This is a genomic window from Alkalihalobacterium sp. TH-98 (assembly GCF_057473385.1).
The window spans coordinates 101,641-127,954 of the sequence record NZ_JBYCKM010000005.1; the positions used below are offsets into that span (position 1 = coordinate 101,641).

Annotated in this window: 26 protein-coding genes and 1 riboswitch; of the genes, 10 read left to right on the top strand and 16 right to left on the bottom strand. The window is 37.3% G+C overall.

Translation table 11 applies throughout. The features are described from left to right. Positions 1–264: 264 nt before the first annotated feature. A complete protein-coding gene (locus AC2VNP_RS02010; protein ID WP_486915638.1) occupies positions 265–1,194 on the bottom strand; it encodes a nucleoside hydrolase in 930 nt (309 codons plus the stop codon). Positions 1,195–1,363: 169 nt separating this feature from the next. On the opposite strand from AC2VNP_RS02010, the gene AC2VNP_RS02015 reads away from it, so the two are divergent. Next, positions 1,364–2,044, top strand: a complete 681-nt coding sequence (locus AC2VNP_RS02015) for an N-acetylmuramoyl-L-alanine amidase (protein ID WP_486915640.1) — start codon at positions 1,364–1,366, stop codon at positions 2,042–2,044. 159 nt (positions 2,045–2,203) lie between these two features. On the opposite strand, the gene AC2VNP_RS02020 is transcribed toward AC2VNP_RS02015, so the two are convergent. Beyond that, positions 2,204–2,926, bottom strand: coding sequence for an HAD family hydrolase (locus AC2VNP_RS02020; RefSeq protein WP_486915642.1), 723 nt, complete (start codon positions 2,924–2,926; stop codon positions 2,204–2,206). Between the two features lie 137 nt (positions 2,927–3,063). Next, positions 3,064–3,579: an acyl-CoA thioesterase gene (locus tag AC2VNP_RS02025; RefSeq protein WP_486915644.1), complete on the bottom strand. Its 516-nt coding sequence runs from the start codon at positions 3,577–3,579 to the stop codon at positions 3,064–3,066. 199 nt (positions 3,580–3,778) lie between these two features. On the opposite strand from AC2VNP_RS02025, the gene pepV reads away from it, so the two are divergent. The 4 genes from pepV (at position 3,779) to AC2VNP_RS02045 (ending at position 8,762) form a co-directional block, all read left to right on the top strand. Further along, positions 3,779–5,197 carry a dipeptidase PepV gene (pepV, locus tag AC2VNP_RS02030; protein WP_486915646.1) on the top strand — a complete coding sequence of 473 codons (1,419 nt, stop codon included), beginning with the start codon at positions 3,779–3,781 and terminating at the stop codon, positions 5,195–5,197. Positions 5,198–5,368: 171 nt separating this feature from the next. Beyond that, entirely contained in the window at positions 5,369–6,088 is a 720-nt protein-coding gene (locus AC2VNP_RS02035) for a TspO/MBR family protein (RefSeq protein ID WP_486915648.1), read from the top strand. A gap of 377 nt (positions 6,089–6,465) precedes the next feature. Then, entirely contained in the window at positions 6,466–7,197 is a 732-nt protein-coding gene (locus AC2VNP_RS02040; protein ID WP_486915650.1) for a hypothetical protein, read from the top strand. Between the two features lie 359 nt (positions 7,198–7,556). Further along, positions 7,557–8,762 (top strand): L-lactate MFS transporter, encoded by a 1,206-nt coding sequence (locus tag AC2VNP_RS02045; RefSeq protein WP_486915652.1) that lies wholly within the window; start codon positions 7,557–7,559, stop codon positions 8,760–8,762. Between the two features lie 109 nt (positions 8,763–8,871). Here AC2VNP_RS02045 and AC2VNP_RS02050 read toward each other — a convergent pair whose 3' ends face one another. The 4 genes from AC2VNP_RS02050 to AC2VNP_RS02065 all read right to left on the bottom strand — a co-directional run bounded on the left by AC2VNP_RS02050 (position 8,872) and on the right by AC2VNP_RS02065 (position 13,791). Next, positions 8,872–10,833, bottom strand: a complete 1,962-nt coding sequence (locus tag AC2VNP_RS02050) for an electron transport protein (RefSeq protein ID WP_486915654.1) — start codon at positions 10,831–10,833, stop codon at positions 8,872–8,874. A 124-nt stretch (positions 10,834–10,957) separates the two neighbouring features. Beyond that, a complete protein-coding gene (locus AC2VNP_RS02055) occupies positions 10,958–11,695 on the bottom strand; it encodes an alpha/beta fold hydrolase (protein ID WP_486915656.1) in 738 nt (245 codons plus the stop codon). Between the two features lie 114 nt (positions 11,696–11,809). After that, positions 11,810–12,940, bottom strand: coding sequence for a CapA family protein (locus tag AC2VNP_RS02060; protein ID WP_486915658.1), 1,131 nt, complete (start codon positions 12,938–12,940; stop codon positions 11,810–11,812). A gap of 272 nt (positions 12,941–13,212) precedes the next feature. Continuing rightward, positions 13,213–13,791 carry a hypothetical protein gene (locus AC2VNP_RS02065; RefSeq protein WP_486915660.1) on the bottom strand — a complete coding sequence of 193 codons (579 nt, stop codon included), beginning with the start codon at positions 13,789–13,791 and terminating at the stop codon, positions 13,213–13,215. Positions 13,792–13,994: 203 nt separating this feature from the next. Between AC2VNP_RS02065 and AC2VNP_RS02070 the strand changes: the two genes are divergently transcribed. The 3 genes from AC2VNP_RS02070 to AC2VNP_RS02080 all read left to right on the top strand — a co-directional run bounded on the left by AC2VNP_RS02070 (position 13,995) and on the right by AC2VNP_RS02080 (position 15,957). After that, complete coding sequence (locus AC2VNP_RS02070) at positions 13,995–14,432, top strand: MarR family winged helix-turn-helix transcriptional regulator (RefSeq protein ID WP_486915662.1); 438 nt, start codon at positions 13,995–13,997, stop codon at positions 14,430–14,432. A 247-nt stretch (positions 14,433–14,679) separates the two neighbouring features. Further along, entirely contained in the window at positions 14,680–15,306 is a 627-nt protein-coding gene (locus AC2VNP_RS02075; protein WP_486915664.1) for an FMN-dependent NADH-azoreductase, read from the top strand. Between the two features lie 84 nt (positions 15,307–15,390). Further along, the gene (locus AC2VNP_RS02080; RefSeq protein WP_486915666.1) at positions 15,391–15,957 is read left to right on the top strand and encodes an NAD(P)/FAD-dependent oxidoreductase; all 567 of its coding nucleotides are present in this window, start codon (positions 15,391–15,393) and stop codon (positions 15,955–15,957) included. Between the two features lie 60 nt (positions 15,958–16,017). Here AC2VNP_RS02080 and AC2VNP_RS02085 read toward each other — a convergent pair whose 3' ends face one another. From AC2VNP_RS02085 to AC2VNP_RS02100, 4 genes are all read right to left on the bottom strand, one after another. Further along, a complete protein-coding gene (locus tag AC2VNP_RS02085; protein WP_486915668.1) occupies positions 16,018–16,170 on the bottom strand; it encodes a hypothetical protein in 153 nt (50 codons plus the stop codon). A gap of 59 nt (positions 16,171–16,229) precedes the next feature. Then, the gene (locus tag AC2VNP_RS02090) at positions 16,230–16,520 is read right to left on the bottom strand and encodes a hypothetical protein (RefSeq protein WP_486915670.1); all 291 of its coding nucleotides are present in this window, start codon (positions 16,518–16,520) and stop codon (positions 16,230–16,232) included. Positions 16,521–16,775: 255 nt separating this feature from the next. Then, on the bottom strand, positions 16,776–17,231 hold the full coding sequence (locus AC2VNP_RS02095) for a hypothetical protein (protein ID WP_486915672.1): 456 nt from the start codon (positions 17,229–17,231) through the stop codon (positions 16,776–16,778). A gap of 318 nt (positions 17,232–17,549) precedes the next feature. Continuing rightward, positions 17,550–18,296: a class I SAM-dependent methyltransferase gene (locus AC2VNP_RS02100; protein ID WP_486915674.1), complete on the bottom strand. Its 747-nt coding sequence runs from the start codon at positions 18,294–18,296 to the stop codon at positions 17,550–17,552. A gap of 144 nt (positions 18,297–18,440) precedes the next feature. Between AC2VNP_RS02100 and AC2VNP_RS02105 the strand changes: the two genes are divergently transcribed. Continuing rightward, positions 18,441–18,989, top strand: a complete 549-nt coding sequence (locus AC2VNP_RS02105; protein WP_486915675.1) for a CBO0543 family protein — start codon at positions 18,441–18,443, stop codon at positions 18,987–18,989. A 547-nt stretch (positions 18,990–19,536) separates the two neighbouring features. Here the strand turns inward: AC2VNP_RS02105 and AC2VNP_RS02110 are convergent. Continuing rightward, the gene (locus AC2VNP_RS02110; protein ID WP_486915677.1) at positions 19,537–19,992 is read right to left on the bottom strand and encodes a hypothetical protein; all 456 of its coding nucleotides are present in this window, start codon (positions 19,990–19,992) and stop codon (positions 19,537–19,539) included. Positions 19,993–20,289: 297 nt separating this feature from the next. On the opposite strand from AC2VNP_RS02110, the gene AC2VNP_RS02115 reads away from it, so the two are divergent. Beyond that, positions 20,290–20,457: a hypothetical protein gene (locus AC2VNP_RS02115; RefSeq protein WP_486915679.1), complete on the top strand. Its 168-nt coding sequence runs from the start codon at positions 20,290–20,292 to the stop codon at positions 20,455–20,457. Positions 20,458–20,506: 49 nt separating this feature from the next. On the opposite strand, the gene AC2VNP_RS02120 is transcribed toward AC2VNP_RS02115, so the two are convergent. The 4 genes from AC2VNP_RS02120 to AC2VNP_RS02135 all read right to left on the bottom strand — a co-directional run bounded on the left by AC2VNP_RS02120 (position 20,507) and on the right by AC2VNP_RS02135 (position 25,904). Next, the gene (locus AC2VNP_RS02120) at positions 20,507–21,091 is read right to left on the bottom strand and encodes a hypothetical protein (RefSeq protein WP_486915681.1); all 585 of its coding nucleotides are present in this window, start codon (positions 21,089–21,091) and stop codon (positions 20,507–20,509) included. A gap of 190 nt (positions 21,092–21,281) precedes the next feature. Beyond that, positions 21,282–21,475: riboswitch (cobalamin riboswitch) on the bottom strand. Between the two features lie 540 nt (positions 21,476–22,015). Then, complete coding sequence (locus AC2VNP_RS02125; protein ID WP_486915683.1) at positions 22,016–22,492, bottom strand: RrF2 family transcriptional regulator; 477 nt, start codon at positions 22,490–22,492, stop codon at positions 22,016–22,018. A 44-nt stretch (positions 22,493–22,536) separates the two neighbouring features. Then, complete coding sequence (locus tag AC2VNP_RS02130; protein WP_486915685.1) at positions 22,537–24,312, bottom strand: SLC13 family permease; 1,776 nt, start codon at positions 24,310–24,312, stop codon at positions 22,537–22,539. 293 nt (positions 24,313–24,605) lie between these two features. Continuing rightward, entirely contained in the window at positions 24,606–25,904 is a 1,299-nt protein-coding gene (locus tag AC2VNP_RS02135; protein WP_486915687.1) for an FAD-dependent oxidoreductase, read from the bottom strand. Between the last annotated feature and the right edge of the window lie 410 nt (positions 25,905–26,314).

Genomic DNA, 26,314 nt, shown 5'->3' on the forward strand with positions numbered 1-26,314 from the left:
ATATTTCTTCTTTAGCTAGTAAACCGTTACCCAGAAAGTATGGATAACGGTTCATATAACTACAAAATAGAAAGCCTTTCTCTAGATCAGCATAATATTAATAACTCCATTTTATATTATATAATTGCAGAAAATATGAACAATTATCGAATTAGCTATTTTTATTACTATTTTGTCTTTATTAGTAAAACTTTTGTCACATATTAAACCTAATTTATCTTAAAATAGGTTAATATTGTAAAATTTATCCTCTAAGTAATTGGTTTAAATTAAGTTTTTAAAAAGTAGCTCTTTAAACCTCTCAGCATCTATCTCTTCACAGATCGTCACATTATCGTTTTTTCCTAGCAAATGATGTTGATCGATAATGAATTGTCCATAGGTTTGTTCACTTTTCGTTTCAACATACGCATACGCCTCGTACTTTTTTAATATGATTTCATCTGAGATCGCGACGGCCATTGCCGTTGGATCGGGGAGGTCAAAACCTCTCTTACCAAAACGCTTCTCGTCAAATGCCTCAACGGATTGATTACAACGTACACAAAAATCAGCAATCGGCGATTTCTGTTCCTGTAAGTATTCGATGTCTTCTTCAGAAAGAAACGTCTTTCCTAAGCAAACATCCCAACCAACCATTGTTATGGGCATTCCGGACTGCAAGACAATACTAGCTGCTTCTGCATCGACGTACATATTAAATTCAGCAACTGGAGTTATGTTTCCAGGACCAAGCCCAGCTCCTCCCATAATGACAACTTTTTTCACTTTTTCTGCTATTCTCGGTTCCTTTAAATAAGCTAGTGCTAAATTCATTAGAGGGCCAAGTGTGACTACTTCAATTTCTTCAGGGTTACTCATAATAAGGTGAATGATCGCATCAACAGCATGCTCTTGTTCTTCTGTTACTTTTGGTTCCGAAAGATTCATATCCCCCATGCCATCTTTTCCGTGGACGAACTCTGATGTAAACAACTTTCTCATGAACGGCTTTCCTACCCCCTTATATACAGGAGGCATATACGTATTGGCTCTTTCAACCGAAATACGGGCATTTTTAGAAGCTAAATCAACTGTAACATTGCCCGCAACGACCGTTATTGCTTCGACTTTAATGCTTGGTTCTCGAAGGGCCATAATAATGGCAACGACATCATCTGAAGCTGTATCCGTGTCAATGATAACTCTCCTCACCTAGATCTTCTCCTTTTTCCACTATGTACACTTAGTTTGACCAAGATAAACATTTTCATGAGAGTTTCTTCTCCAAGGGTAAACTACTTAACCATTTCTAGTAAGATTCCTTGTTTGTCTATACGGACAAAAAAAACGAAACATAGAATGACTAACGAGGTGATGTAAGATGGTAAAAATCTTTATTGACCCTGGGCACGGTGGTGACGACGCTGGAGCTGAAGGCAACGGGTTAATTGAGAAAGATCTCGTTCTAACCATTTCTTTAGAGATGAAATCGATCTTAAATCGTTATCAAGATGTAGAGGTTCGGCTTAGTCGTGAAGATGATCGTTCCGTAGGACTTTCAGAACGCGCACAAATGGCCAATGATTGGGAGGCTGATTACTTTATTTCTGTTCACGTTAATGCCGGCGAGGGTTCTGGTTTTGAATCCTATATTCACCCTAATCGTTTTGAAGAAACTGAAGATAAGCGGGAGACGATGCATCGTGTCATCGTAAATACACTCGATGTCACTGATCGAGGTAAGAAAGAAGCGGACTTTGCTGTACTGCGGGAAACGGAGATGTCTGCTATTTTAACAGAAAACCTTTTTGTCGATAATGACGAAGAAGCTGAAAAATTAAGCAATCCATCGTTTCTAACTGAGATCGCCCAGGCTCACGTTGATGGCCTAGTAGATATATTCACCCTTCAAAAAATAGAGGATAACGAACAAGAAGACGCTGTCCTATATATTGTGCAAGTAGGGGCATTTGAAAACGAAGAAAATGCGAAGCGATTGGCACAAGAATTAGAAGCACAAGGGTATGAAACGTATATTAGAAGAGAGTCTCGTTCTTCCTAGCCCTTTCCTTTAGAGCAATTTTTTTGGGGAGAATTAAAAACGCTATATAAATAAGAGCTAAAGATCCTCTATATTAATGGGTCTTTAGCTTTAGTTAATTAGTTACACTTTTCTGTATTACATACTCAAGTACTGTTTTAATACCACAAAGTTACTTTCTTACTTTGCAAATATTCCTTGGCGTTTGACTATCCTCTCATATAAATCTTCTAACGACCCACTCTCATCAAAAGAATATTTTGGTGCACCTCGGTCGATAACATGGCCTTCGACGAGGAAAGTTTTCATTCCTAGCTCGCTAACGACCATATCTTCTTGGACATCGTTACCGATCATAATGCATTCTTTTGGGGTTACTTCTAGGCGATTACAAATCGACTCGTAATAATGGGTATGTGGTTTTGTAAATGTACTCTCCTCGTACACCGTCACCATTTCAAATGGCATATCCGCAACGCCTGCCCAGTTTAAACGATGATGAATCGCTACTTTTGGGAAAACTGGGTTTGTAGCAATTCCCACTCGGTATCCTTGTGAAACAACTTCCTCTACTACTTTTTTCGCTGTTAGCGTTGGCTTTGTTAAATGAGAGAAAGTCGGGAAAACCGTCTCATAAAAGTGGTCTAATGTCGGCCAAATGTCTTCTTTTTTTACATTTACAGCCTTGAGGAAGGTTTCTTCAAATACTTGTTCATTCGTTTTTGTTGGATCTAAGTTTTTTATCATCGCTTCGGTTCCGGCCCATAGGGATGGTACAAAGCGTTGCGGCTCCACAATATGTGCAACTCGTGGAGCGAGTTCCTTAATGTATGTCTGAATAAAGGATTCCGTATCCATTGGAAGAAGTGTTCCATCTAAGTCAAATAAGATTACTTTTGCCATGATTATCGCCTCTAATATCTGTGAATTTTTTTTACAATTTTAATAGAATATTCAGCCCAAATTATAACATAAATACCATTTATAAAAAGTAAAGAGGCGTTACAATAATGTCAAATTTCACTTTATCCCTGCCAATTTCACTTTTCCCACGGCTTCGTGGTCGTTATAAATTCAGCCATTTCTTTACTTTGTTTTCTTCGTTCAATCCGAATCTTTGCTCGTTCATGGCCTGTCTTATTTAATTTCTTTTCTTCTTCTGTTTCTGGGATTACTCCTGGAACTGGAATGGGTCGTCCGTCTTCCCCTAGACTAACAAACGTTAGAAAAGCAGTAGCAGCCATTCTTCTGTCTCCAGAATTAAAATCTTCTGCAATAATTTTTACGAAGATCTCCATCGACGTCTTCCCTGTCCACGTTACAAACGACTCTAAAGATACCGCATCACTTTGATAAATAGGATTTAAAAAATCTACCGAATCAGTCGATGCTGTTACCACATCAGTTCGACTATGAAGTCTCGCACTGATCGAAGCTACCTCATCTACATTCCTCATTAAAATACCACCGAATAATGTATTGTGATTATTCGTCTCATTCGGTAATACTAAGTGTGTCTTTATCACTCTTGATTCTTTTACAGATTTAGGTTTCATGGTTAACCTCCTTCTCCTACAATCATTATTCCTTATAAATAGACATTGATAAACATTCTATTCGTAATGTTTTCTACAAAACCTCCCTATGCTATAAAAAAGATCTGTATAATAGAAATGAAGTATATATTTCGGGTTACTAAAAAGTTTTTAATGTTCCTTTCTTTACTACATAATACAAAATAAGGAGTTGTTCAGAATGAATTGGTATGAAGAGGTACTGAAACGGAAAGACGATTTACTATTGGATTTAACGAACTTGCTCAAAATTGAAAGTACGAAAGATCCAGAAACGGTTTCGTCTGAATATCCAATGGGTAAGAATGTAGCTAAAGCTCTTGACTATATGTTACATCTATCTTCTCAACAAGGAATGGTTACAAAAAATCATGAAGGATTTTATGGATATGGTGAATTAAAAGGTACAACAAATGATGAACATGTAGCGGTGCTTTGTCACATCGATGTTGTCCCCGCAACGGGAGAATGGACCTCTCCTCCGTTTGAACCGACGATCCGTGAAGGAAAATTGTATGCGCGAGGAGCCATTGACGACAAAGGACCAACGATGGCAGCATTCTACGCGGTAAAGCTTATAAACGAACTGCAATTACCATTAAAGCGTAACGTTCGGGTTATATTTGGGACAGATGAAGAAAGTGGAATGAGTTGTTTGAAGACGTATCGTGAAGTAGAACAATCTCCAGTTGCCGGCTTTGCACCGGATGCTACTTTCCCAATCATTAATGCAGAGAAAGGACAAATTCATGTGAAGTGTGGAATGACTAATGTTAGTGCTTCTGATGATAAGTTACAAAGTCCTTTTACACTCCTCTCTTTTACTTCTGGAACTAGAGCGAATATGGTTCCTGAAACGGCAACAGCGATCGTTCGTGGAGATGTTTCAACCCTGTCGGCAAAGTTTACTGCCTTTTTAGATAGCAATGATTTACAAGGGGAAAGTGCAATTAATGGCGAAGCAATCACCTTGAACTTGAAAGGGCTGTCTGCTCACAGCATGGAACCTTATAAAGGAAAAAATGCAGCCGTTCACTTAGCGCACTTTCTGAATACGTTATCATTAGATGCAAGCGGAAAAGAATATCTCTCATTTATCGATACTACCTTTTATGAAGATCATTACGGCAAAAACTTAGGTATTAATCATTCGGATGAAATTACAGGAGCTTTAACAGTCAATCCAGCCATCTTTCAATACGAAGGAACAGAAGGATACGTACAATTGAATATTAGATACCCTGTAACAGCTCAGTTTGAAACGATTGAAAGTATAATTCAACATGCCCTAAAAGCTACTGCGTTCACGGTAGATGAGATTCGTAATAAAAACCCTCATCATGTGGATAAAGATACACCGATGATCCGCTCCCTTCAATTAGCGTATGAAGAAGAAACCGGTAATGAACCAACCTTGCTTTCAAGTGGCGGTAATACATATGCTAGCTTGCTTCCGAATTGCGTTGCCTACGGTGCTGTTTTCCCTGGAAAAGAAATGACAGCTCATCAAAAAGATGAATATATTGAAGTCGATGATCTCTTAAAAGCTACGGCCATTTATGCAAGAGCCATTTACAACCTTGCCAACATGGAAGGATAATTTATCCCGTTCACTTTATCATTCGACTTAGCGCGTGTGGAAGCGCATTTTTTTGAAAAGTTTACAGTTGGACGTACCATACATGATTGGTGCGTCTTTTTCATATTATTTATAATTAGGTTTATCACCTATCACCCATGGTTAGAACGAATTTGCATAGGAGGTATTGAGATGGTGCTTATTTTCAATTGGCTTGCCTATTTCCTGATGGTCGGCGTGAACGCGCTTGCCAACATTATTCCGATCGGCGGGAAAACAACAGGAGAAATTTCAGCCAGACTTGAGGTGTTATTTACTCCAGCCGGCTATGTTTTTTCGATTTGGGGTCTAATTTATTTGCTTCTTGGTGTGTGGCTTGTCAGGGGAATTCCTAAAAATCGTAGAAATCTTTCCTTATATACAGAAACAAGTTCCCTATTTATCTTAAGTTGCCTATTGAATACGGCATGGATCTTTCTTTGGCATTATCAATTATTTTTATGGACCGTCCCAGTCATGGTTAGTTTGCTTCTTACACTCATCTTCCTTTACCAAAAGGTTAAGGCTACCGATCCAGCGAAAATCGACCAAGCTCCTTTTTCCATTTATCTCGGCTGGATCAGTGTCGCAACCATAGCAAATATTAGCTATGTTTTAGTGGAATACAATTGGGGTGGATTTGGTTTATCACAAGTGACTTGGACCATTATCATGCTTGTTGTAGCGACATTGTTAGCTGTCTATTTTAGGATCCATCAAAATGATCGTCTTTTTCCACTCGTTTTCATATGGGCGATTGTTGGAATCGGTGTTCAAAACCAATCTGCTTACCCATCGTTAGCTAACCTTACTTACGTGCTAGCTGTAATTATTTTTATCGTTACGCTCTTACCCATAAAGTCAAAAAGTTGAACGAAAAGATATAATAAGAAGCCTAACCGTTATTTTAATTTTTAGGATTAGATCTTCTCTGCTCTTTTCATTTTCCGAACGAATTCATGAGACTGTGACTCTTTGGTTATTCTAATGAGTAATAGTCTCAAATTAGAGCTTGAAAGTGAATAAAAAAGATCCTTATTTACTTTAAATATTATCTATAATTTACGAAAGACGCGGTTAGGTGGCTTAAATTTATGAAAAATAGGCTCTTATATTTAAGTTTAAATTTCTTTTCGATACTTTTATTAATCTATACCTTTCGAAGAACCAAAAAGGAAAACAAGAGGTACTTTTGGCCTCTCTATGTTACATTTACCGGACTCAATTACTTTTTTGAATTCTTTGTTCTTGTGATTGGCAAAGCCTATGAGTATGATCCAAAAATTCTAAAAAGGCAATACTTTGATAATGTATTTGGCTCAATTGTTTCACAACTATTTGTCGTTCCAACGACTAGCTTGTTTTTGAATATGCTGAATTTAAAAGCGAGATGGTCAACTTTTTTTGCATTACTACTGTCTGTTGGTATTGAGAAGGTTTTTATTAAACAAAAAATATTTAAACTCAACTGGTGGGCTACTCCATTTACAACGGTTGGTTTGCAATTATTTTATATAATAGCTAAATACTGGACAATTCAAATTATAGATAAAAAGAACAAAGTATTTGAAGTGTTGACAATCTTCTTTTCTGTATTTGTCTGTTACTCAACGCTGAACTTCTTACATGTTTCACTATTTCGTACTTGTTTTTTTAATGTTCCTCTCTATAAAAATCGATATCGAAGCCACGTTACGTTGTCTTCTCTATACAGTGGCCTTAGCTCGGTCCTTTTTGTTATAGCTGTATTAAAGAATATAAAAAGCAGGGCTACGGTAACGGTCGTTTCTTTCATCTTGCTAGAAACTTTGTTAATTAAAGCAAAAGTTATAAAAATATATTCCTACCCGACTTTTTATACAGCTTCACTCGTTACAAAGGTCGCTAGTATGGCTATTGGAAAGTTCATACATCAAAAGTTATATGAGAATAATGGATCTACTGCATTAGATCGTGATAAAAAAGAGGAAATGTTGGTCTAAGAAACTATACTTGATTAACTGGCAATGAATACGATTACATTTGAATGTAATCGTATTCATTTTATTTTTTGGTTGACTTCGAAAAAAACTATGCCATAATAATGAAAGTGACACCAAGAAAATAGAATTTCATGAGAGCTGTTGCCTTTCTTTTTGCAAGGGTAAGAGAAATCATCTTAAGTTATCTTTGTTTTTGAAATGAATTGAATGACTTTAAATATTATATATACGGAAACTTTTTGTAAATACCAATGTGTGAGTACTGAAGGGGCCAATGTTGATTATTAATTGATCATCATTGGCCTCTTTTTTTTTGGAATGAATTTTTAGGTTATGTACATATTAAGGAGGTTTTACTTATGAATAGATGGTTAGTCGTCCTAGGTGCCATCATTATTCAAATTAACTTAGGAGCGGTATACGCGTGGAGTTTATTTAACCAGCCACTGATCGATAAATTCGGCTGGGCTCGTGAAGATGTAGTTGTTACGTTTTCCATTACGATTGCGACGTTCGCATTAACTACAATTTTCGCTGGAAGGCTTCAAGATAAAATTGGCCCGAGATGGGTAGCCACAATTGGGGGATTACTTCTCGGGGTTGGATTAATTTTGTCCAGTCAAGCAACAACACTTATGCATCTTTATGTCTTCTACGGTGTGATTGGCGGCATAGGAATTGGAATGACGTATGTTTGCCCGTTATCGGCCTGCGTAAAATGGTTTCCTGAAAAACGAGGATTTATTAGTGGTGTCGCTGTTGCTGGATTTGGTTTAGGTGGGTTAATTTATAAGCCGGTTATCGGATATTTAATCGGCGCTGTTGGTATATCATCTTCCTTTTTATATTTAGGAATGATTTATTTGTTTTTTGTTGTCATGGGTGCACAGTTGTTAAAAAATCCACCGGTACTGGAGCAAGCAGCAACAAAAGAAAATTCAGTTATGTTGGACTCAAACACTCATTTCTCACCAAAGCAAATGTTGTCTACCTATCAATTTTATTTACTATGGGTAATGTTTTTATTCGGAAGTATGGCTGGTTTAATGGTCATTAGTTTTGCTGTTGATATCGGGATCGAGGTGGTGAAGCTTGACCTTGAAAAAGCAGCTAACGCCGTAATGGTAATTGCACTCTTTAACGCAGCAGGACGAATTATATTAGGTAACCTCTCAGATCGTCTCGGTCGAACAAATACGCTCATGCTTATCTACGGGTTAACTGCGGCTATTATGTTTTACATGAGTTTCGGTGAAATGATGTATTGGTCATTTTTAATTTCTGTTTCACTGATAGGGTTTTGTTTCGGAGGATTTTTGGCCCTCTTCCCTTCTGTCACGGCAGATTTTTATGGAACGAAAAATATCGGCAGCAACTATGGATTTATGTATCAAGCATACGGTCTATCTGCTTTTGCAGGACCATTTATTGTAAAAACTCTACCCTTTTCACAGGCCTTTCTAATCGCTGGCTTTATCTGTGTCATCGCCATTGTCATGGCCAAGCTTGTTAAAGTACCTCAACCGATTGGGTCTAAAAGGTTCATTGGTAAAGAAGCTGCATAGTAAGTTTGTATGTAAAAACAGCCCACACATTTTTAGCAAAAGTGTGGGCTGTCTTTTATATTAAGATAATTAAGATATTTCTTAGGTTTTTCAATTTAATACTACGCACTTATTCCTCACTTGAAGTTAAGGAAAGCATAAATTCAATTAACGCATCTTGTTCTTCTTTTGTGAAACCATTCGGTTGATCGACCCAATGTTCATGACCGATCCCTTCCACGTTTGCTTCTTGAAGTGGTTTTGATTTACGGTTTGCTTCTACTACTTTTTTACGTAAATTAGAGTCAACAAGCGCTTTTAAACTGTTATATGGGTCCGGATTAATGGCTTTATGCAAGGTTCCCGGTATACCAAGGTCTGTTTTTTCATTAGGACCAACAGCAACCCCGCCATCATGCAAGTAAGGTGGTGACCATTTAAGTCCAATTAAACCTTTAACCTTATAACCGCCGCTGCCATTTTCATCTTGAGCAAGTGTTAGCCTTTTCTGGTCTTCATCAACATGCTCAGTTGGTACACGAATGGCCTTTGCTTCTTTTGGAATGGGTACCGGTGTATCAAAAGAATAGATCCATGAATCTTCTAATAATTTGTCTGCATCTTTGAACGCTTTTGCTCTAGAAGGCTGTGCTTTTACTACATCATTATCGATGACTCGATGATTTGTATATGCAGGACCGGCATGACACGAAATACATCCTGCTCGGTGAAACACTTCCCGACCTTGTGCTTTAGTCGCTTCATCGATTTCATATTTAGGCGGTATCAGCGAGTTTTGATAAGCGGACATCGCGTTAATTTGCTCACCGAAATGAAAGCCTGGAGAACTAATGACCGTTCCGTTTGGTGAAAACATAGATATTTTTGGGAAGGTCGGTGGTTTAACCATTTCATTTACCCCTGGAACATTCGGCTCTTCATCAATCATTTTCATGAACTCCGATGGTTTCATGCCGGAATTTGGATCGTAGCGATAATTTTCGTTGGCTGCATTTTGTAAGATCGTTCCGATGTACACTTCCTTATCAATGTCGAATAATTCATTACTTTGATCAGCTTGAGCCAATAAATCGGAGTTTTGCGCGTGAACATTGTTATTTAATGAGCTAAGACCCTTAAATGGACCAATTGCCGCAAACCCATTCCAGCCATATGGATGATCCCCTAATGTAAATGAATCTGGAATTTGTGCTGGGTTGTTTACTAGGTCAACCGTCGAGTCAAAATTACCTGGAGGCCACTGGACCAGCATCTCATCGACTGCTTCTTCTAGCTTTTGGGGATCTGGTAACGGTTCGTGTTTCCCGTCTGTCGTTTCTACGGTCCGATCATGATCTTCAATAAAAGCTTTTATTTTTTCTGCATCTACATCTGTGTTTGTGAAATAGGCAGCTGAGTTTGAAGCTAGTGCTAGCATCATTCCTGCGTTAAAGTTTAAATTAGGTGCGCCCTCAATAATCATTCCCGAATCTCGATCCACAGTAGCGTGACAGGCTGCACAGCTTACACCGACCTTTAATCTTCCATCCTGATAAGAAATAGGCATTCCAAGCGGAGACAATGCACCTTTTGGAACATCTAGCCCAGTATCGATTTTTTCCCCTTTTGCGTAGTTTTTACCGCCGATTGTTACGTTTTCAGCGAGTTCAACTCGGAGGTTATCCGTGTGTCCACCCTGTAGTTCGAGTATAGCTTTTGCGATATTAGTGACTGTGATTGGTCCATCTAACATACCTAAAATATCGGTAATAAATATTTCGTTATCAAAAGTTTCCTTATAAAAGATTTCGCGACCAAGTTCCACAAAGTCTTCATCTACTTCTACTGCTCCATTGGAAGGAGAGAGCATTTCCATTCCATCCTCTGTTTGTAAGAGTTTGGCTGCATCTTCGGGTGTAACAGTTACTCCCCAGACGTCATAACTTGTTCCGTGTCCGACGTTAGAACGTGCATCATTTAAGATTTGACCTTTTCGAGGCATGTAGGCGTATTCAGGCTCGATAATATTAATCGTGCCAACAACCAGTGCTACAAGAAAGACAATAAGAATGAATATAGTCCGTTTTTTCATGTCATGCTCCCCACCTTTCGATGAATATTCTAGAGATATTTTCCTTAGAAAACATCGAATATATACAGGATAGGGAGCACTTCTATAAGATACTACTACTGCCATTTCTAGGTACCAGGTACCTTTAGCGTGATAAAGTGAGCCAGTTTTTGAGTTCAGTGATGAAATGGTTTGGGTTATCGAGCATTCCCATATGTGAAGTGTCTGTTGATGCTTTTGAAATCCGAGATGAGGTTGCGTGAAACGGTGCTTCTGATAAATCTTTTGTCCCTTCTAAGAAAAATAAAGGTAGATCTACTCGGTTAAGCATGTCCACCTGATTTGGCCGTTCTTTCATCGCGTGTAGGGCAGCAATTGCTCCTTCGGGTGTCGTTTGGTCGGCATGACGAAACGCTTCGCTGACATCTTTAGGCTCTCCTTGAAATGCAAAATATATTGGGATACGCTTCTTGGCAAGTGCAGCCACCCCTTCTCGCTTGACTAAATCGATATGCTCATCTCGTTGCGCTTTATCCTTTTCACTATCATGGACAGGAGACGAATACACAAAAGCAGCTCGTTTTACATAAGGAGTATACTTTTCTATAGCAGCCATTGTAATATAGCCACCCATGGAATGGCCGACCCAGGTCACATTGGTTATTTTTAAAGAGTCTAACAGTTGTACTATAGAATGAGCATAGTCATACACCGTGTTTTCGTTCTTTAGCGGTGACTTTCCGTGCCCTGGCAAGTCGATCGAAATGACATCATAGGTATCAATTAAATGAGAACGAACCTTATCGTATACACGATTCGTACTTAAAAATCCATGGATTAAGAGGAGAGGTTCTCCTGTACCTTGACGATGATAATGCAGCAAAAGAAAAACCTCCTTCATAAAAAAACAGATGATTTCCATTGTATTTGTGTTGACATATACACTTATTACTTTTAGCGAAATCATCTATTTATAACATAAGAAGTTTAATTTTTATTATTTACGATTATGCAAATACTGTAATGTATGATCGACTACTTGGTCATACGTAGTCTTTGTAATGGAGGACTTTTCGACAAGATACATCGGCATCACATAAAACCCATCTTCCTTTTGAATGACTATTGTCGGCTCTATTTTAGGAGAATCGAAGCGAATAGTTATTTCGTCACCATCTGTTATCTTAGTAACTTCAACAGTCGCTACACCACCAATGTCGGTGAACTCGTATTTTTGTCCTGAATAAAAGTTACCTAGTGAATAAAATACAAGTGTTTCATGCCCTTCTTCTAGAGTGATTTTTTCGATCGGTTGTAAAACGTGTGGATGGTGGCCAAATATAAGATCGACGCCGGCTTTAGCTAACATTTGTGCTAACTCTCGTTGTTGATCATTCGGTTGACGTTCGTACTCGTTGCCCCAATGCATATGAACGATTAAGAGATCGACTTTGCCCTCTAGTTTTTTTACATCTTCAATCATCTGCTCTCGGTCTTGCATTGCAATAACGTGTTCGTGTCCAATAGGGATTCGGATACCGTTTGTACCATAAGTATAGGCTAGTACACCTATTGTCATATCATCGACCCTTACAATACGGTTCGTTTCTCGATCTTCTTTGTTTCGGTACATCCCTACGTATTTCATGCCGATCTCATCATAAAAATCAAGTGCACTTTCTATGGCTGTTATTCCTCTATCAAGAGCATGATTATTAGCACCAATGACCATATCTACCCCGAGTTTTTGTAAGGTGGTAACAATCTCTTTTGGGCTATTGAATGATGGATACGTGGATAAGCCGAGTTCAACTCCACCCGGTACGGATTCCTGATTAGCCATTAAAAAATCAGGCTCTTCTAATAAAGGTGCTACTTTTTTGAACATTGGGTTGAAATCATAGGTACCGTCTGTTTTGGCTGCTTTTTCGTAGACGCGTTGATGAAGTAATACATCACCTATCGCACCGATTGTAACTGTCAATTCTTCAATTCCTTTTATGTCTATCTTATTGAAAACATGAGTTTGAAGTACGGTAGGATGATCTTGAACTGATGGGTTCGGGTTCGATTGGCAGCTAACAAGTATTACCAAAATAATTAAAGGTATTAGCAGTTTTTTTGTCATTTAACTCACCTTGTGCAATTCCCGTGCTGTTGGGAAAGAATTCTGTGCTTTCATTTTTTACCATAATATGTTCTAAATCCACTAACCTCATCCATGATGGACATGAATTTATTAAAATAAATGAAATTTAACCTCACTAATATCAAAAGAACCATTCGGCAATTGAAAGGCTGAATGGTTCTTTTTGTTACATAGTTTTTTACTTAAATGACAAATTAATATTAAGACGACTGTACTGACTCCGATTTAACGAGTATACTCGCTAAATCCAACTATTGTTTACGAAATGGAAACTGCTGAAATTGTGTTTCATACACATCACCTGATGGAAATGGGTGCGTCATCGGACCTTCCATAAATTGATCGTCCATCAGTTGCGGCATCATCGCCTGCTGTTGTGTATGAGGCATCATGGCCTGATGTTGTGAGTGAGGCATCATATGAGATGGCATCATCGTCTGTTGATGCTGTGAGTGAGGCATCATATGAGATGGCATCATCGCCTGTTGATGCTGTGCATGAGGCATCATATGAGATGGCATCATCGCTTGCTGATGCTGTGCATGAGGCATCATATGAGATGGCATCATCTCTTGCTGATGTTGTGCATGCGGCATCATAGTGTGCTGGTGGTGAAATGGCATCATTTGCGGCATTCCTTGACATGATGGCATCATCATCTGGTGATGGTGAGCATGTGGCATCATAGGCTGCATATGGTGTTGATCCATTAATGGCATTGTCATTCCTGGCTGCCCCATCATTTCATGACCGTGCATACTTGGCATCATATTATCTAATCCTGCTGGTTTTGTCATACCCTTATTTTTACAGTTGCAATTTCTCTCCATGAAAAAAACCATCCTTTTTTAATTTACTTCTCTTCCTTTGTATGCAAATACCTAGAAAAGCGAGCGGGCTAATACCTAAAGTTAGGTAAATTTCCTAATTCGGATTAAAGAGCAAAGAATTTGACACCGTCTCTCCTCTTCTTTATAATTTGAAACTGTAAATAGTATGTATAGCAACTAAAATAAATAGTGAGGTAAATCTTTTGAAACTATCTTTGCATGACTACATTAGTATTAAAATTCATCAAACTGACTTACACTTAACGAGTTATATTAAAGCCAAACTTGAAGCCTTTAATTTAGCGCCTGAGCAAAATTTAGTTATGATGCTCCTTTGGGAACAAGACGGTTTAACACAAAATCAGATTTCCCAAAAGCTAAACAAAGATAAAACAAACATCGCACGAATGGCTTCAAACCTTGAAAAAAAAGGTTTCATTTCTAGAGTGAATTGTAATGATGACCGTCGTTCAGTGAAGTTATTTTTAACAACTGAGGGTGAGGCTTTGGGTGAAAAAGTCATTCCAATTACAGAGGAGTTTAATGATGTAGTTGTTAAAGATATTTCAAAAGAAGAATTAGAACAATTAGAAAAGACACTTGCTAAAATGAGTAAAAATGTAGACTGTTTTTATAAATGAAATGCTATCCAAACGGTTAGTCCCCTAACGATAAATGAACACTCGCTGTGTTTTCTGATCTCTTCAGGGGACTTTAGCCTATAATGTTGAGCTCAGCGCTTACACTTTTCTTGCTAAAAACAGTTATTTTTATAAATAATAGTTGATATAGCAACATCTCATATTAAAATTGTTGTTGTATCAACTTTATAGTACTTTAGTTGCTATACCAACATCTTAAATTAAACACATATTTGGAGGTTTTACCATGTCGAATGTATTATTTATTAAAGCGAATTCAAGACCAATTGACCAGGCGGTAAGTGTGAAGCTTTATCAAGCATTTCTAGACAGTTATAGAGAGTCTCACCCACTAGATCAAATTACTGAGCTGGATCTTTTTAATGAAAACCTACCTTATTACGATACAAATATGATCAATGGTATGTTTAAGCTGGCAAAAGGAATAGAACTAACTGCTGAAGAACAACGCTCAACTGAAATTGTTACTAAATATTTAAATCAATTTTTAGCAGCAGATAAAATTGTGATTGCCTTCCCTCTTTGGAATTTTACAGTTCCTGCAGTTCTGCACACGTACTTTGATTACTTATCTCAAGCGGGCCAAACTTTTAAATACACAGCTGAAGGTCCTGTTGGTTTAATTACAAATAAAAAGGTAGTTCTGTTGAATGCTCGTGGTGGAGTTTACTCAGAGGGCCCTGCTCAATCTGTAGAGATGGCTGTAAATTATGTACAAAATGTTCTAGGCTTCTGGGGGATCCAAGACCCAACTACGATTATCGTAGAAGGTCACAACCAGTTCCCGGATCAAGCGGAAGCGATCATTGCGGAAGGTATTGAAAAAGCGCAAAAAGCAGCAAGAGAATTTTAAGTGTAACTAATGTTTTACAACTAGAGACTTTATAACTAAAACTCTAGTATTTAATAAAAACTATAAATCTAGGGGGGAATAAATATGTATGAAGTAGCGATTATTGGAGCAGGTCCAGCGGGTTCTAGTGCTGCCCTTTTTACAGCAAAGGCAGGAAAGAAAACAGTTGTTTTTGAAAATGATAAAAGTATGACAAACCGTGCCTGGGTTGAGAACCACTATGGTGTAAACGGGATTGAAGGACCTGATCTTCTTGAATTAGGGAAAAATCAAGCGATTAAACAAGGTGCTGAAATTGTGAAGGATACGGTTATCACGATTGCTAAAGATGGCGAAGTTTTTACTATTGCAACAGAAGAAAATGGCCAATTTCAAGCGAAGCATGTATTGTTAGCAACTGGGGCATTAACAGACTTAGCTGGTAAAATTGGTGTCAAGCTAGTTGATGGTACAGAACCGAGAATTAAAACGATTGTCGAAGTCGATGCTAACGGCAGAACAAACGTAGACGGGATCTGGGCTGCTGGAACGATAGCTGGTGTAAGTGTTCACACGATTATTACAGCAGGTCATGGTGCTTCTGTAGCTATTAATATTGTTAGTGAATTAAATGGCGAACGTTACGTGGATCATGATATATTAAAATCATAATTAATGGCTTTAAAAAGGGTGATTCACTGAGTATGGGTCACCCTTTTTTTGTCTTACGATTTAGTTTTTCATATTTAAATTAGGAAATACAGGAAACTTTAGAAGCGTACCTGTTTGCGGTTTAGAAATGTTTTGGTTCTCATTCAATTGAATTTTTAGTTTTGAAACATCTCTTCCGTCATAATAATTTGGTTCTGTTTTGTTTACACTCATTGAAACCCCTCCAGTTTTTTTAGTCGTCCCTTCCCATTCCAATCAGTAAGAGGCAGATTTTATTGAAATTCATTTCTTCCTCTTTTGTTGATTAGTTCTAGTACCAAGGCAACGATTAAGGAAGTACAGCATGTAATGGCCAGAAAAATGATGATCATATCATTAATTCCTTCAAAGCCTTTTGAAATGTACTGTAATTTGATGAAGAAGAATGCGATACCTAGAGCTGAAACAATCGTCGGAACATATTTTAATAGTCTATTAGATTGACTCTGATCGATTATATACACCATCCAGGAAAAACATCCTATTAATATTAACGCTAAGAGTAATGCAAATTGATATGCCATATTTACACCTCTTTTACAAGAAATGTATAAAATAGAATACTATACTACCATTTCTATAGTATGAATGATTTTTCCTTTTAAATCCATAAAAATCTTGTAATTGGAATATATTTCATGGGATTAGGTCGTTTCGTGTAGATGGAGAAAACAAATGGGGAGTATTACGCTGTTGTTGTAGTAGTATGTTCATAAGTGCTTTCCTCCCATTTGTTTTGAGGTTTTAAGGGTGCGGTGTATATAAAGAAAAGATGTAATTTAGGCAGCCTGTATAGTTAGAATTGTTCTTCGGATGATATATCCTGTCAATAAACCAGGAATGACTGAGAGAATAGGCAGCCATACTGGTCCTGGTAATACACCGAAGATCATGACTTTCGGTGAATACATCGTTCCAACGGTGACAAAAAATGCGGCGAAGACGAGTGGTAAAAATGAATAGTCCCCTTTCCCCCCTCCTGCATCTTTATAGGCGTCCCACATCGCAAAGAAATAAAGACACGGATAAAATAAAAGCCATTGGAAATCTGCTCGTTCAATAGCTGCTTGCGTTTCACCGAGAAAGCTTAACATAATGATTTCGTTGAAATTCGCTTGTACATTTATAAGGAATTCCAAGAAAATAAATAAAACTCCTTTCAAATAGTTTTTGCTTAACATTTGAGCAAAGCCTGGAAGAGCGATACTCCACATAATTGCTTCGGTTTTTTTCATAAGTACACTACCTCGTTATGTAATTTCAGGCGTCGAGCAAATCTAGTATACCCTGTAAACTTACAGAATATGTAAGTTGTTAATCCTGCTTCTTATCCTATAATAAATGCCTGTATGACTTTTGTATTATTGTTGTTTAGGATAGTTTATTAATTGAAATAAAAAAGCGATTAGATATCTAATCGCTTTTCACACTATAGACTATTTTTTGAATAGGCATTTGTAAGGTACTTTACTTTTATAATGGGAAAGATTTCAATAGGTTCTAGAGTAGAATTGTTACCTCATAATACGCCTGCCTCATCTAGAAGTTTTTTTCTACTCTGTCTTTTTTGCGACCCAAACCATACAATCAGTTGAAAAGTGTTTAACCGGTTCTGGCTCATCAAATAAATCGCTTCTGTAAAATTGCTCCACGATTGTAAATGTAGCTGATTGCAAGGTGGTAATGACTTCCTCTTTGTCTGGAATATGGATATAGATGTCACGTTCTTTCTCGCTCGTTGTTATAAGGCGGTCACCAAATTCATATAGTCTTTGATCTTGTTTGCCTTCTTTCCAGCGTCGTTTTTCTTCAATCCAAAATTCTTGAAAATCATTATCGCCATTTCTGTCATGGGTTGTAAAAATAAAGTGTCCATCGGTTTTTAAAACGCGATTAATTTCCTTTAAGGCTTGGATGCGATTTTCTTTTTTCGGAATTTGCATAAATCCATTAAAAGAGAACAAAGCGTGATCAAAAGAGTTGTCATCGTAACTTAATTTCGTCGCATCTCCTTGAATAAAGTCAATGTTCATGCCGAACTGATCTCGGATACGTAATGCCTCATCGGTCATATGTGGTGATAAATCTAAGCCAACTAAATGTTTATAACCCAGCTCGTACAATCCAAATGTAGTTCGGCCTGTCCCGCAGCCAATATCTAAAATTTTATCTTCCTTTCTAAAGTACTTTGTAAATACATATTTCTCTGATTCCCATAGACCTACTTGGTGAGTCGCTTCACGGTAACTATGAACCGCGTGCTCAAACGATTGAATAATAAAGTTCTGATCAATCTTCAATGGAATTCCTCCTACGATTAATATTGTGAAAAAGTCTTTTAGTTCTTTGAAGCATGCACGGGTGCAGTATTAAATCAAAAGGAAATATAATCAAATAAATTTACAGTTACATGATTTTTGTTAAATTGAGGTAACCTATCCATTATGAAAACTAACGGTATTAAGAAAATATCCCAATTATTTAAACAACTTCATGAAATCAACAACGAGCATATTCAATTATGGACTGAGTATGTTTTATTTACTTGGCAGTGGTGGTTAGGTCTGGGACTTACAATCATTCCGTGGATTGTCTGGGTTATCTATAGAAAAAAAGACAGTACGTTGCGTTTATTGTCGGCTGGCTTTTTTATGATGTTCATCGCGTCTTGGTTAGATTCATTGGGAATCCAATTAGGTCTTTGGGAATATCATTATGAGGTCATCCCTTTTATCCCTGCATTCATACCTTGGGATTTGTCTTTAATCCCTGTTATGACAATGGTCGTTTTGCAAATAAAGCCTCATGTCAGCCGTTATATTAAAGGGTTCCTTTTTGCACTCATTTCCGCTTATGCCGCAGAACCTTTCTTTATCTGGATCGACCTTTATAACCCACTCACATGGGAACATATTTATTCACTCCCGATTTTCTTTATCTTGTATATCGTGGCTCATTTATTGTGTTACGGGAAGTCGTATCAGCCTCTTTAAAATTGGTACCGTTTATAAAAAGGCCTACCAATCACCTGCTTTAATCGAAGGATGATGGAACTACGTGAGGAAAGGAGTGCCTTGGGAAACGATGAGCTCTAGTCCACTTTTTTTAAGAGTAAAGTGAGATATATGACTCGTACAATCCCTTATCTCATATGAACATCCCCTGATCACGCTTTACTGTCTAAAACCCCTTTTTCCACATCATTCCATTAGTTCTATTGATGTATATCCGGTATTTTCCAGTTGTGTGTATATTGTTATAGAATGCTTCTTTAGGTGGTTTAGATGAACAGCCTGAAACAATAGTTGGGTAAAAATTGAAATCAAGGACAGAATTGGGTACATTGGACATGTAGATGATACGGGTGAAAACTTTCTGTACTAGATGGACGACCACGTTTTGTATCAAATTTATAGTTATATTTTAAGTAAAGATGAGATAATAAAAATAGCAGCATCCCTTTACTAGTTAGCCAGAGTAACAGCCGGCTCCACATCGCCCATTGCGTTGAAGAACCAATTGGGTTGAAGAGCCGATTTATCATTCGTTCATATCAGTGGATTTTGGTCTGAGGCTTCCAGATTGAATGGTTGCTTTAATATAGTTTTCGCGTTCTGTTGGTGAATCGGCAAGTCTCCTTAGCATGATCAACTGGCCAACATGAGTCATTGCATCTGCTAAAGGTCCTTGTAGAAGCTGTTCATTCGTTGCTTTCATCGGTTTGTGTTCAGTAAATACTCGGTCCAACTTTTCCAACAACTGGTAAAAACGCTCCGCTTCTTCTTCCCAGCTGCCGACATTTTTCTTTTTCTCGATGTCTTGAAACCAGGAATAAGCTAGTGTTAGTACGTCTGACGTATGGGATAAAATCTCGACTGGTGTGCGGACTCCCTTTCCTGCGTTAAACTCAGGGAAATGTGAAGGTGCATCTTTGATTGCTACAGTTGCCCGATAAGATAGAGTTGCAAGATAATGCCTAAAAAACTGTTCTCCCATATGAATACCTCCTTAGTAAGTAGTAAATAAAAAATAATTAACAGTAAATTAAGAAAATTGCTTAATTTATTTTAGCATATGTCAATACTATTGTTTAATAAAAGTAACTGTTTCTTTTTTAGGCTCTTTTCTATTTCTTTGTGAGCAGCATCCCTTTTCAGTAGTGTGATGTTTATTACAAATAAAGGCAACAAAGTTTACGAAGAATTCCCTTGACAAAGTTAATACTGCTTCTCCCCTATTATTCCTATGAAAATTGAGCTATAATAAAAGTATCCATCTAGAGAGGGTGATTTGATGAAGAAAAATCTGTTTACTAGCGGTGAACAAGTGATAATTAAAGCAACGGATGAAACAGTAACCGTCTCTAAATCCCAATATGTCAAGAACATGAAAAGATATTCATACACCGTCAAAGAACAGCCAGCCACTTTTTTCTTCGAGGAAGAATTGGAGAAAAAGTAAGTTGTGTAAGGATATGGTGAAAGAAAAACACCCCAAGGTCGGGTGTTTTTTAATATATGGAGTATATATTAGCCAGTCTCATAAACTGATTGATTTGATCACTAGATACCCCTTCCCCAAATCTTGACATCATAAAATTATGTTTGTACTGTGTGATATCTGGATCGTCGGTTACCGTTTCATTGAACCTTTGTGATTGCAATAAGCGTTTTAGTAAAGCTTTATATAATTGAAGGTCTCCATCTACCATTTGAAGATCCCAATGCCAAGCATATTCGATGGATAAAATAATAAATTGCTCTAATTGTGGTTCGTTGCAAATGCCGTGAAGTAATTTCTTAGCAATCCCTTCACTTCGATAGGTAGGTGCTACTTCAATTGCTCCAAGTACTTTAATGTACGATAAGGCACTCCAACGTTCGTTTTCTTCTGGATCAAGTATTAACGTGTAGCCAACTATCCAGTCCTCATCTGTTGCAATACAAATTCGACTCCCTCTTTCAAGAGTGGCTAGTAACGCATCTTGTTGTTCTGTTGCCTCTCGAAAACGATTTAATGCCGGATGGAAGGGATAATCGCTCATATATCTGTTAATTGACTGAAGGTCAGAAACCAATTGTATTTGATGTTTCATGTCATTGCTCCTTTTTGTTTTGAAAGTTGAATCACTGATAAGTTAAACCGCACACTCTATGTTTAGGACAATAAAAAAAACTCTCCCGATATCGGAAGAGTAATGACAAATTTAACGGTACTAAACCTATGATGAAAAGAAGATATAGATTGCCTGTACCGTCTCATCTTCTTACTCCCCGAAGAAATTGAAACTTTTGAAAGTAAAGGCAGGTCTCCTGACTTGTGCTTCATTTTACTTTGAGCCTTCCCATACAAGCAGCTAATGCGTTACTTATACAGTGGTTATCTCATTTCATCCACACTTACAGTTGCGGGGACAGTTCTGGACTTACACCAGATTCCCTATTAAGCCGTATTCGACACCTATACTTCCTGGATACAATATGTAGTTGTTGGCTAAAAACAGATTTACGATATGTTGTAATATTATATCTAGAGTTAGAATATTACAACAATCTTTTCTTGCAGGTTGAAAAGTTTGGAGTATGACACTAATCTTTTACTTTTACTTAATAAAATCTATAAAATAAGAAAATAGAGGTAGTAGTGCGATTAGAAGTCCAGCTTGAATAAATGAAAGCTTTAAATCTTTCTTCCAACTGTTTGTTGTACTTTTGCTCATAATTCTTGCGAGAACTAAAAAGAAGAGCCACCAAAATAATAAACTTGGTATTATTATTGTAAAGAAATAAGACATGTCATCACCTATATCTACTTGGAGTGGTTGCTATACCTCTCGTCATAATCTTAATAATTAGTATTTTCAATAAATCCCATGAGTGGCACTTTATAACTTTATTTTAGCTTAAGTATAGGTTCGTTGATAGTATAAAAATCAAAATAGTTTAGAAATCAGAAGAAAGAGTTGTTAACTACCTCTCTTCTTCAGTTGAGAAAAAAATTCTTATTTAGTTAAGTACATCTATTCAGTATCTATTCGAACATCCCTTCGATTACCCCATAATCCATTAAGAAGTTGTTCTTTTTCAATCACTTTATTTTTTAGGATGTCATCTAAAGTAATATTCTCTAATATGTGAGCAACCGTATCCCGAACGAGCCCCCATAATGGTTGGAGTCTACAATTTCCTTCTAGTTCACAAGGTTCATAGGATGTTACACTGACACAACTCATGGGTGCTATAGGCCCTTCCAGTTTTCGGATCACTTCACCGATACATATTTCACTAGGGTTTATTCTTAGTCGATAGCCCCCGCCGAAGCCACGGCGACTTGTAATATAGCTTAACTGCTTGAGTTGCATTAATATTTTTTCTAAATAAGGTGGCGGGACTTGTGTAATCGTACTGATCTCAGAAACGGTCATCACCTTTCCCGCATTTTCTCCTAATGCAATTAATGCTCGTAGTGAGTACTCACCTTTACTTGATATTTTCATTATCCACCTCTTTATTTTAAGACTAGTTTTCTTTCTATCTTGTATTAAATAATCCATACGACATACACAATAATAACTGTAACAATCATGTATAGAATGTTAAGTGGTATCCCGATTTTTAAAAAGTCAGAAAAGCGATAGCCGCCTGGGCCATAGACGATTAAGTTCGCCTGATAACCGATCGGTGTTGCAAAGCTTGCCGACGCTGCAATTGCAATGGTTACAAAGAATGCCATTGGATCCACCGCTAGTTGAGTGGCAATCGCAAGAGAGATTGGTACCATCAGTACGGCTGCTGCATTATTTGTAATCACCTCGGTAAAGACCGTTGTTAATAAGTAAACAACTGCAATCGCGCCTATGATACCTGCCCCTTTTGTGAGTTGAATAAAGTGGTCAGCAATCCAAGCTGCAGCCCCTGTTTGATCAAGTGCGGTACCAATACCAATGGCACACGCAATCAATAATAGGACATCGAATTGTATATATTTTTTAGCGCCGCTTATTGTAATGGTTTTAGTTAAAAATAAAACAATGACTGCTAATACCGCAGCTTTAAACATTGGTAAAATATTAAAAGACGCAAGTAAAATCATAGTTAACAAAGTAGTAAGGGCAATAATCGATTTTTTAGAGTCAACGATTTCGGGTTCTTCAAGCGATGATAACAAGTAAAAATCTTTAGAATTAGACCACCTCGGCTCGAAGTCTTTATTCGATAAAAGTAAGAGAGTATCTCCAGCTTTTAACTTAATATCCCCGACTTTGTCATTAATCCGTTCGTCATTTCGATGGACAGCCACTACCCCTGCCCCATAAAAACTGCGAAACTTGCTTTCTTTAATTGTCTTATGAACAAGAGAAGATCGGTGGGAAACGACAGCTTCAACTAAAGATGCACTGCCGTTTTGTAAATCTTCTAATTTTAGATCCGTTCCCGTTTCAACGTTTAGCCCTTTAATGTTTTGAATATCGACAATCGTTGTTAAAACTCCGGTGAAAATTAACCGATCTCCAGCCAATAATTTTTTATACGAAGGAACAGATGTTGTTCGTTCTCCATTCCGGATCAATTCAATTAAATATAAGCCGCTTAAATTACGTAAACCAGCTTGTTCAATTGACTTTCCAATAAGTGGTGAATTTGTTTCGACGGTCGCTTCTGACAAATACTTTTTCGCATCCTCTCCAAACGTATCTTCTGAAGATTTTCGATCCGGCAACAGTTTATAGCCAATGGTGGCCATAAATAAAATACCAAGCAGTCCTGCTGGCAAGCTGACTATCGCTAATTGAAACATCGAAAAACCAGCAAACCCTTTTTCAAGCATAAAACCATGAATAACTAAATTCGTCGAAGTTCCGATGAGTGTCAACGTTCCCCCAAAAATCGTTGCATAAGATAGCGGCATGAGAAATTTAGAAGGTGAAATGTTTCGTTCTTTACACCATTTTCGGATGACTGGCGTAAACATGACAACAATCGGTGTATTGTTTAGAAACGCAGATAAACTTGAGATCGGTACCATCATTTGCAGCAATGATTTTCGTTCACTTTTTCCAGAACCTAATGATTTTGTAACAATGTTATTTAATACCCCACTTTGCTTAATCGCACCAGCGACAATGAATAATAGGGCGACGGTTAACATCCCTTCATTGGAAAAACCTTTTAATGCATCGGCAGGTGATAAAATCCCGCTTAATAATAATACAGCTAAGGCGCATGCGACGATAAAGTCTGGCCGTGCCACTTCTCGGATCAGACACACCAACATTCCAAGTACAACAAAAATAACGAATGCAATTTCAAAAGTCATGTTCACGCCTCCAGTAGTAGCTGCCTGTTCCCCTATCTAATATTAAATCAATAAAACCTATTAGTTTAGTATGGATTAAAGATAAAAAAAAGGCTAATACTTCAATAATTTGAAAGTATTAGCCTTTGGTGTTTCCAATCAGCTTCTCGTATTTTATTTGTTAATTATTATATTATTCAAACTAAACATAGTTGTCAACTATGAATTAAAACTATTTTTTATAATAATTTTGTGGTTAGGATAAGAAATAAAAAAAAGAAAGCACTCAATGATGAATGCTTTCTAACCTAGACCTATTTATTTAATATTAATTTACATACATCATAAGCACTTGAGAATGATAATTCAGATAACTGGCCTTGTCCTTGGCACCAGTCTCCAGCAAAGAAGGTATTGCGATAATCTGGGAAGTAAATCGGCATCGCTTGTTGGTTCATATTCCATTTAATTTCTTGGACAACTGCATTCTTTGAAATACGTGGAACAGCTAAATTTTCCCGCCATCCGGAAAAATGTTTATCATACAACGCTTCGATTTGTTGCTTGTATTTTTCTAAAGCTTCGGTATTGCCGATGTCTTCATCTTTTAGGTAAGCAACTGCTTGTAGGAGTTGTCCGTCTTCCGGTATACATGTTTCATCGTAATACGATATATCTGTAATAAACATTTGATTTTTTCGATCGTAAATATACGTGAATGGACTTTCTACTCGTTTCGAAAGCCCAATATCATAAACGAATACGTTTGAAGATTTATATTTCGCATAATGACTGACCCAATCTTCAATCTCAGTATCTTTAAAAACTTTCAGTAATTCTTTCGGTGGAATTGCAAAGACAAACTCATCGGCTTCAAACTGCTCTTCACCAAACATAAGCTTCGTCACTTTATTTTTGGTCGTTTCAACTTGTTGAACTTTTGCTTTTTCATATATTTCCCCATCGTTCTCTTTAATGACGCGAACGAACTCATTAATTAACGCCTGCCACCCGCCGCCGATATACGCAACCGGTTTATTTGTAGTAAAGATCCTTTTATAGTATTGGAAAAACACCTCTGAAGGTATTTGTTCAGGTTCACTTGTAAAGAAATTGGATGATGCGAGTGTTAACATCATCTTTTTGACGTCTTCACCGATGTTCTGCTTTTCTAACCACTTTCCGATCGATTGGTGTGGTACACCCGAGTCGATACTCAACATCGTCTTAAAGACTTCCCAAGCAAAGACAATTTTACCAGGAGATGAAAGGATTTTCGTTTTAAAAAGACCGCGGACATTAGAAGGCACATGACTTAGTTCTTCACCTGAGTCGTATCTAGCTTTATATGGATTAAAATCTTTCCATTCAATATTAAGTTTAAGTTCGTTTTCAAAATTTTTAAGAATCGAAGTGTCTCTTCCATAAATGGCGTGTGCACCAAAGTTAAAATTAAACCCTTTAATGGGAAGAGTGACTGCTCTCCCTCCAAGCTTTCCACGTTCTAATAGTGCTACTTTTTTTCCGTTAAAGGATAAAAATGCAGCCGTAGCTAGACCCGCTAGACCTCCACCTACTACAACAACATCATAAGATTTCAATTGTTCCTCCATGATAACCTCCAATATGTAACCCATTACATATTCATTTTTCAGAATTATCTCTAATTCATTATACTTGGATAAAATTAGTTGCACCTTTATGATAGTACTCTGAATTAGAGAAATCAATGATTTACCACTATGAAAATAGTATAAATTTTAACTGGCTTGCCAAATATCATAAAGTAATTGACCTGACCACGATATAAGAAAAAGAAAACGACTGTCCGTGCTGACAGTCGTTGTGTATTATTATCATAAACTTGTTGCTCGTGAACTTTCTCATGATAAAGGAGAAAGAAATAGGTTTCTACTTGGTTAACGACAACTCATAAAAGTAATCATGCGAGGATAGCGTCTAATTAAAAATTTTAGAATACAAGGAATTAATAAAACTAATGTTTGTTATATTGAATGGCGGA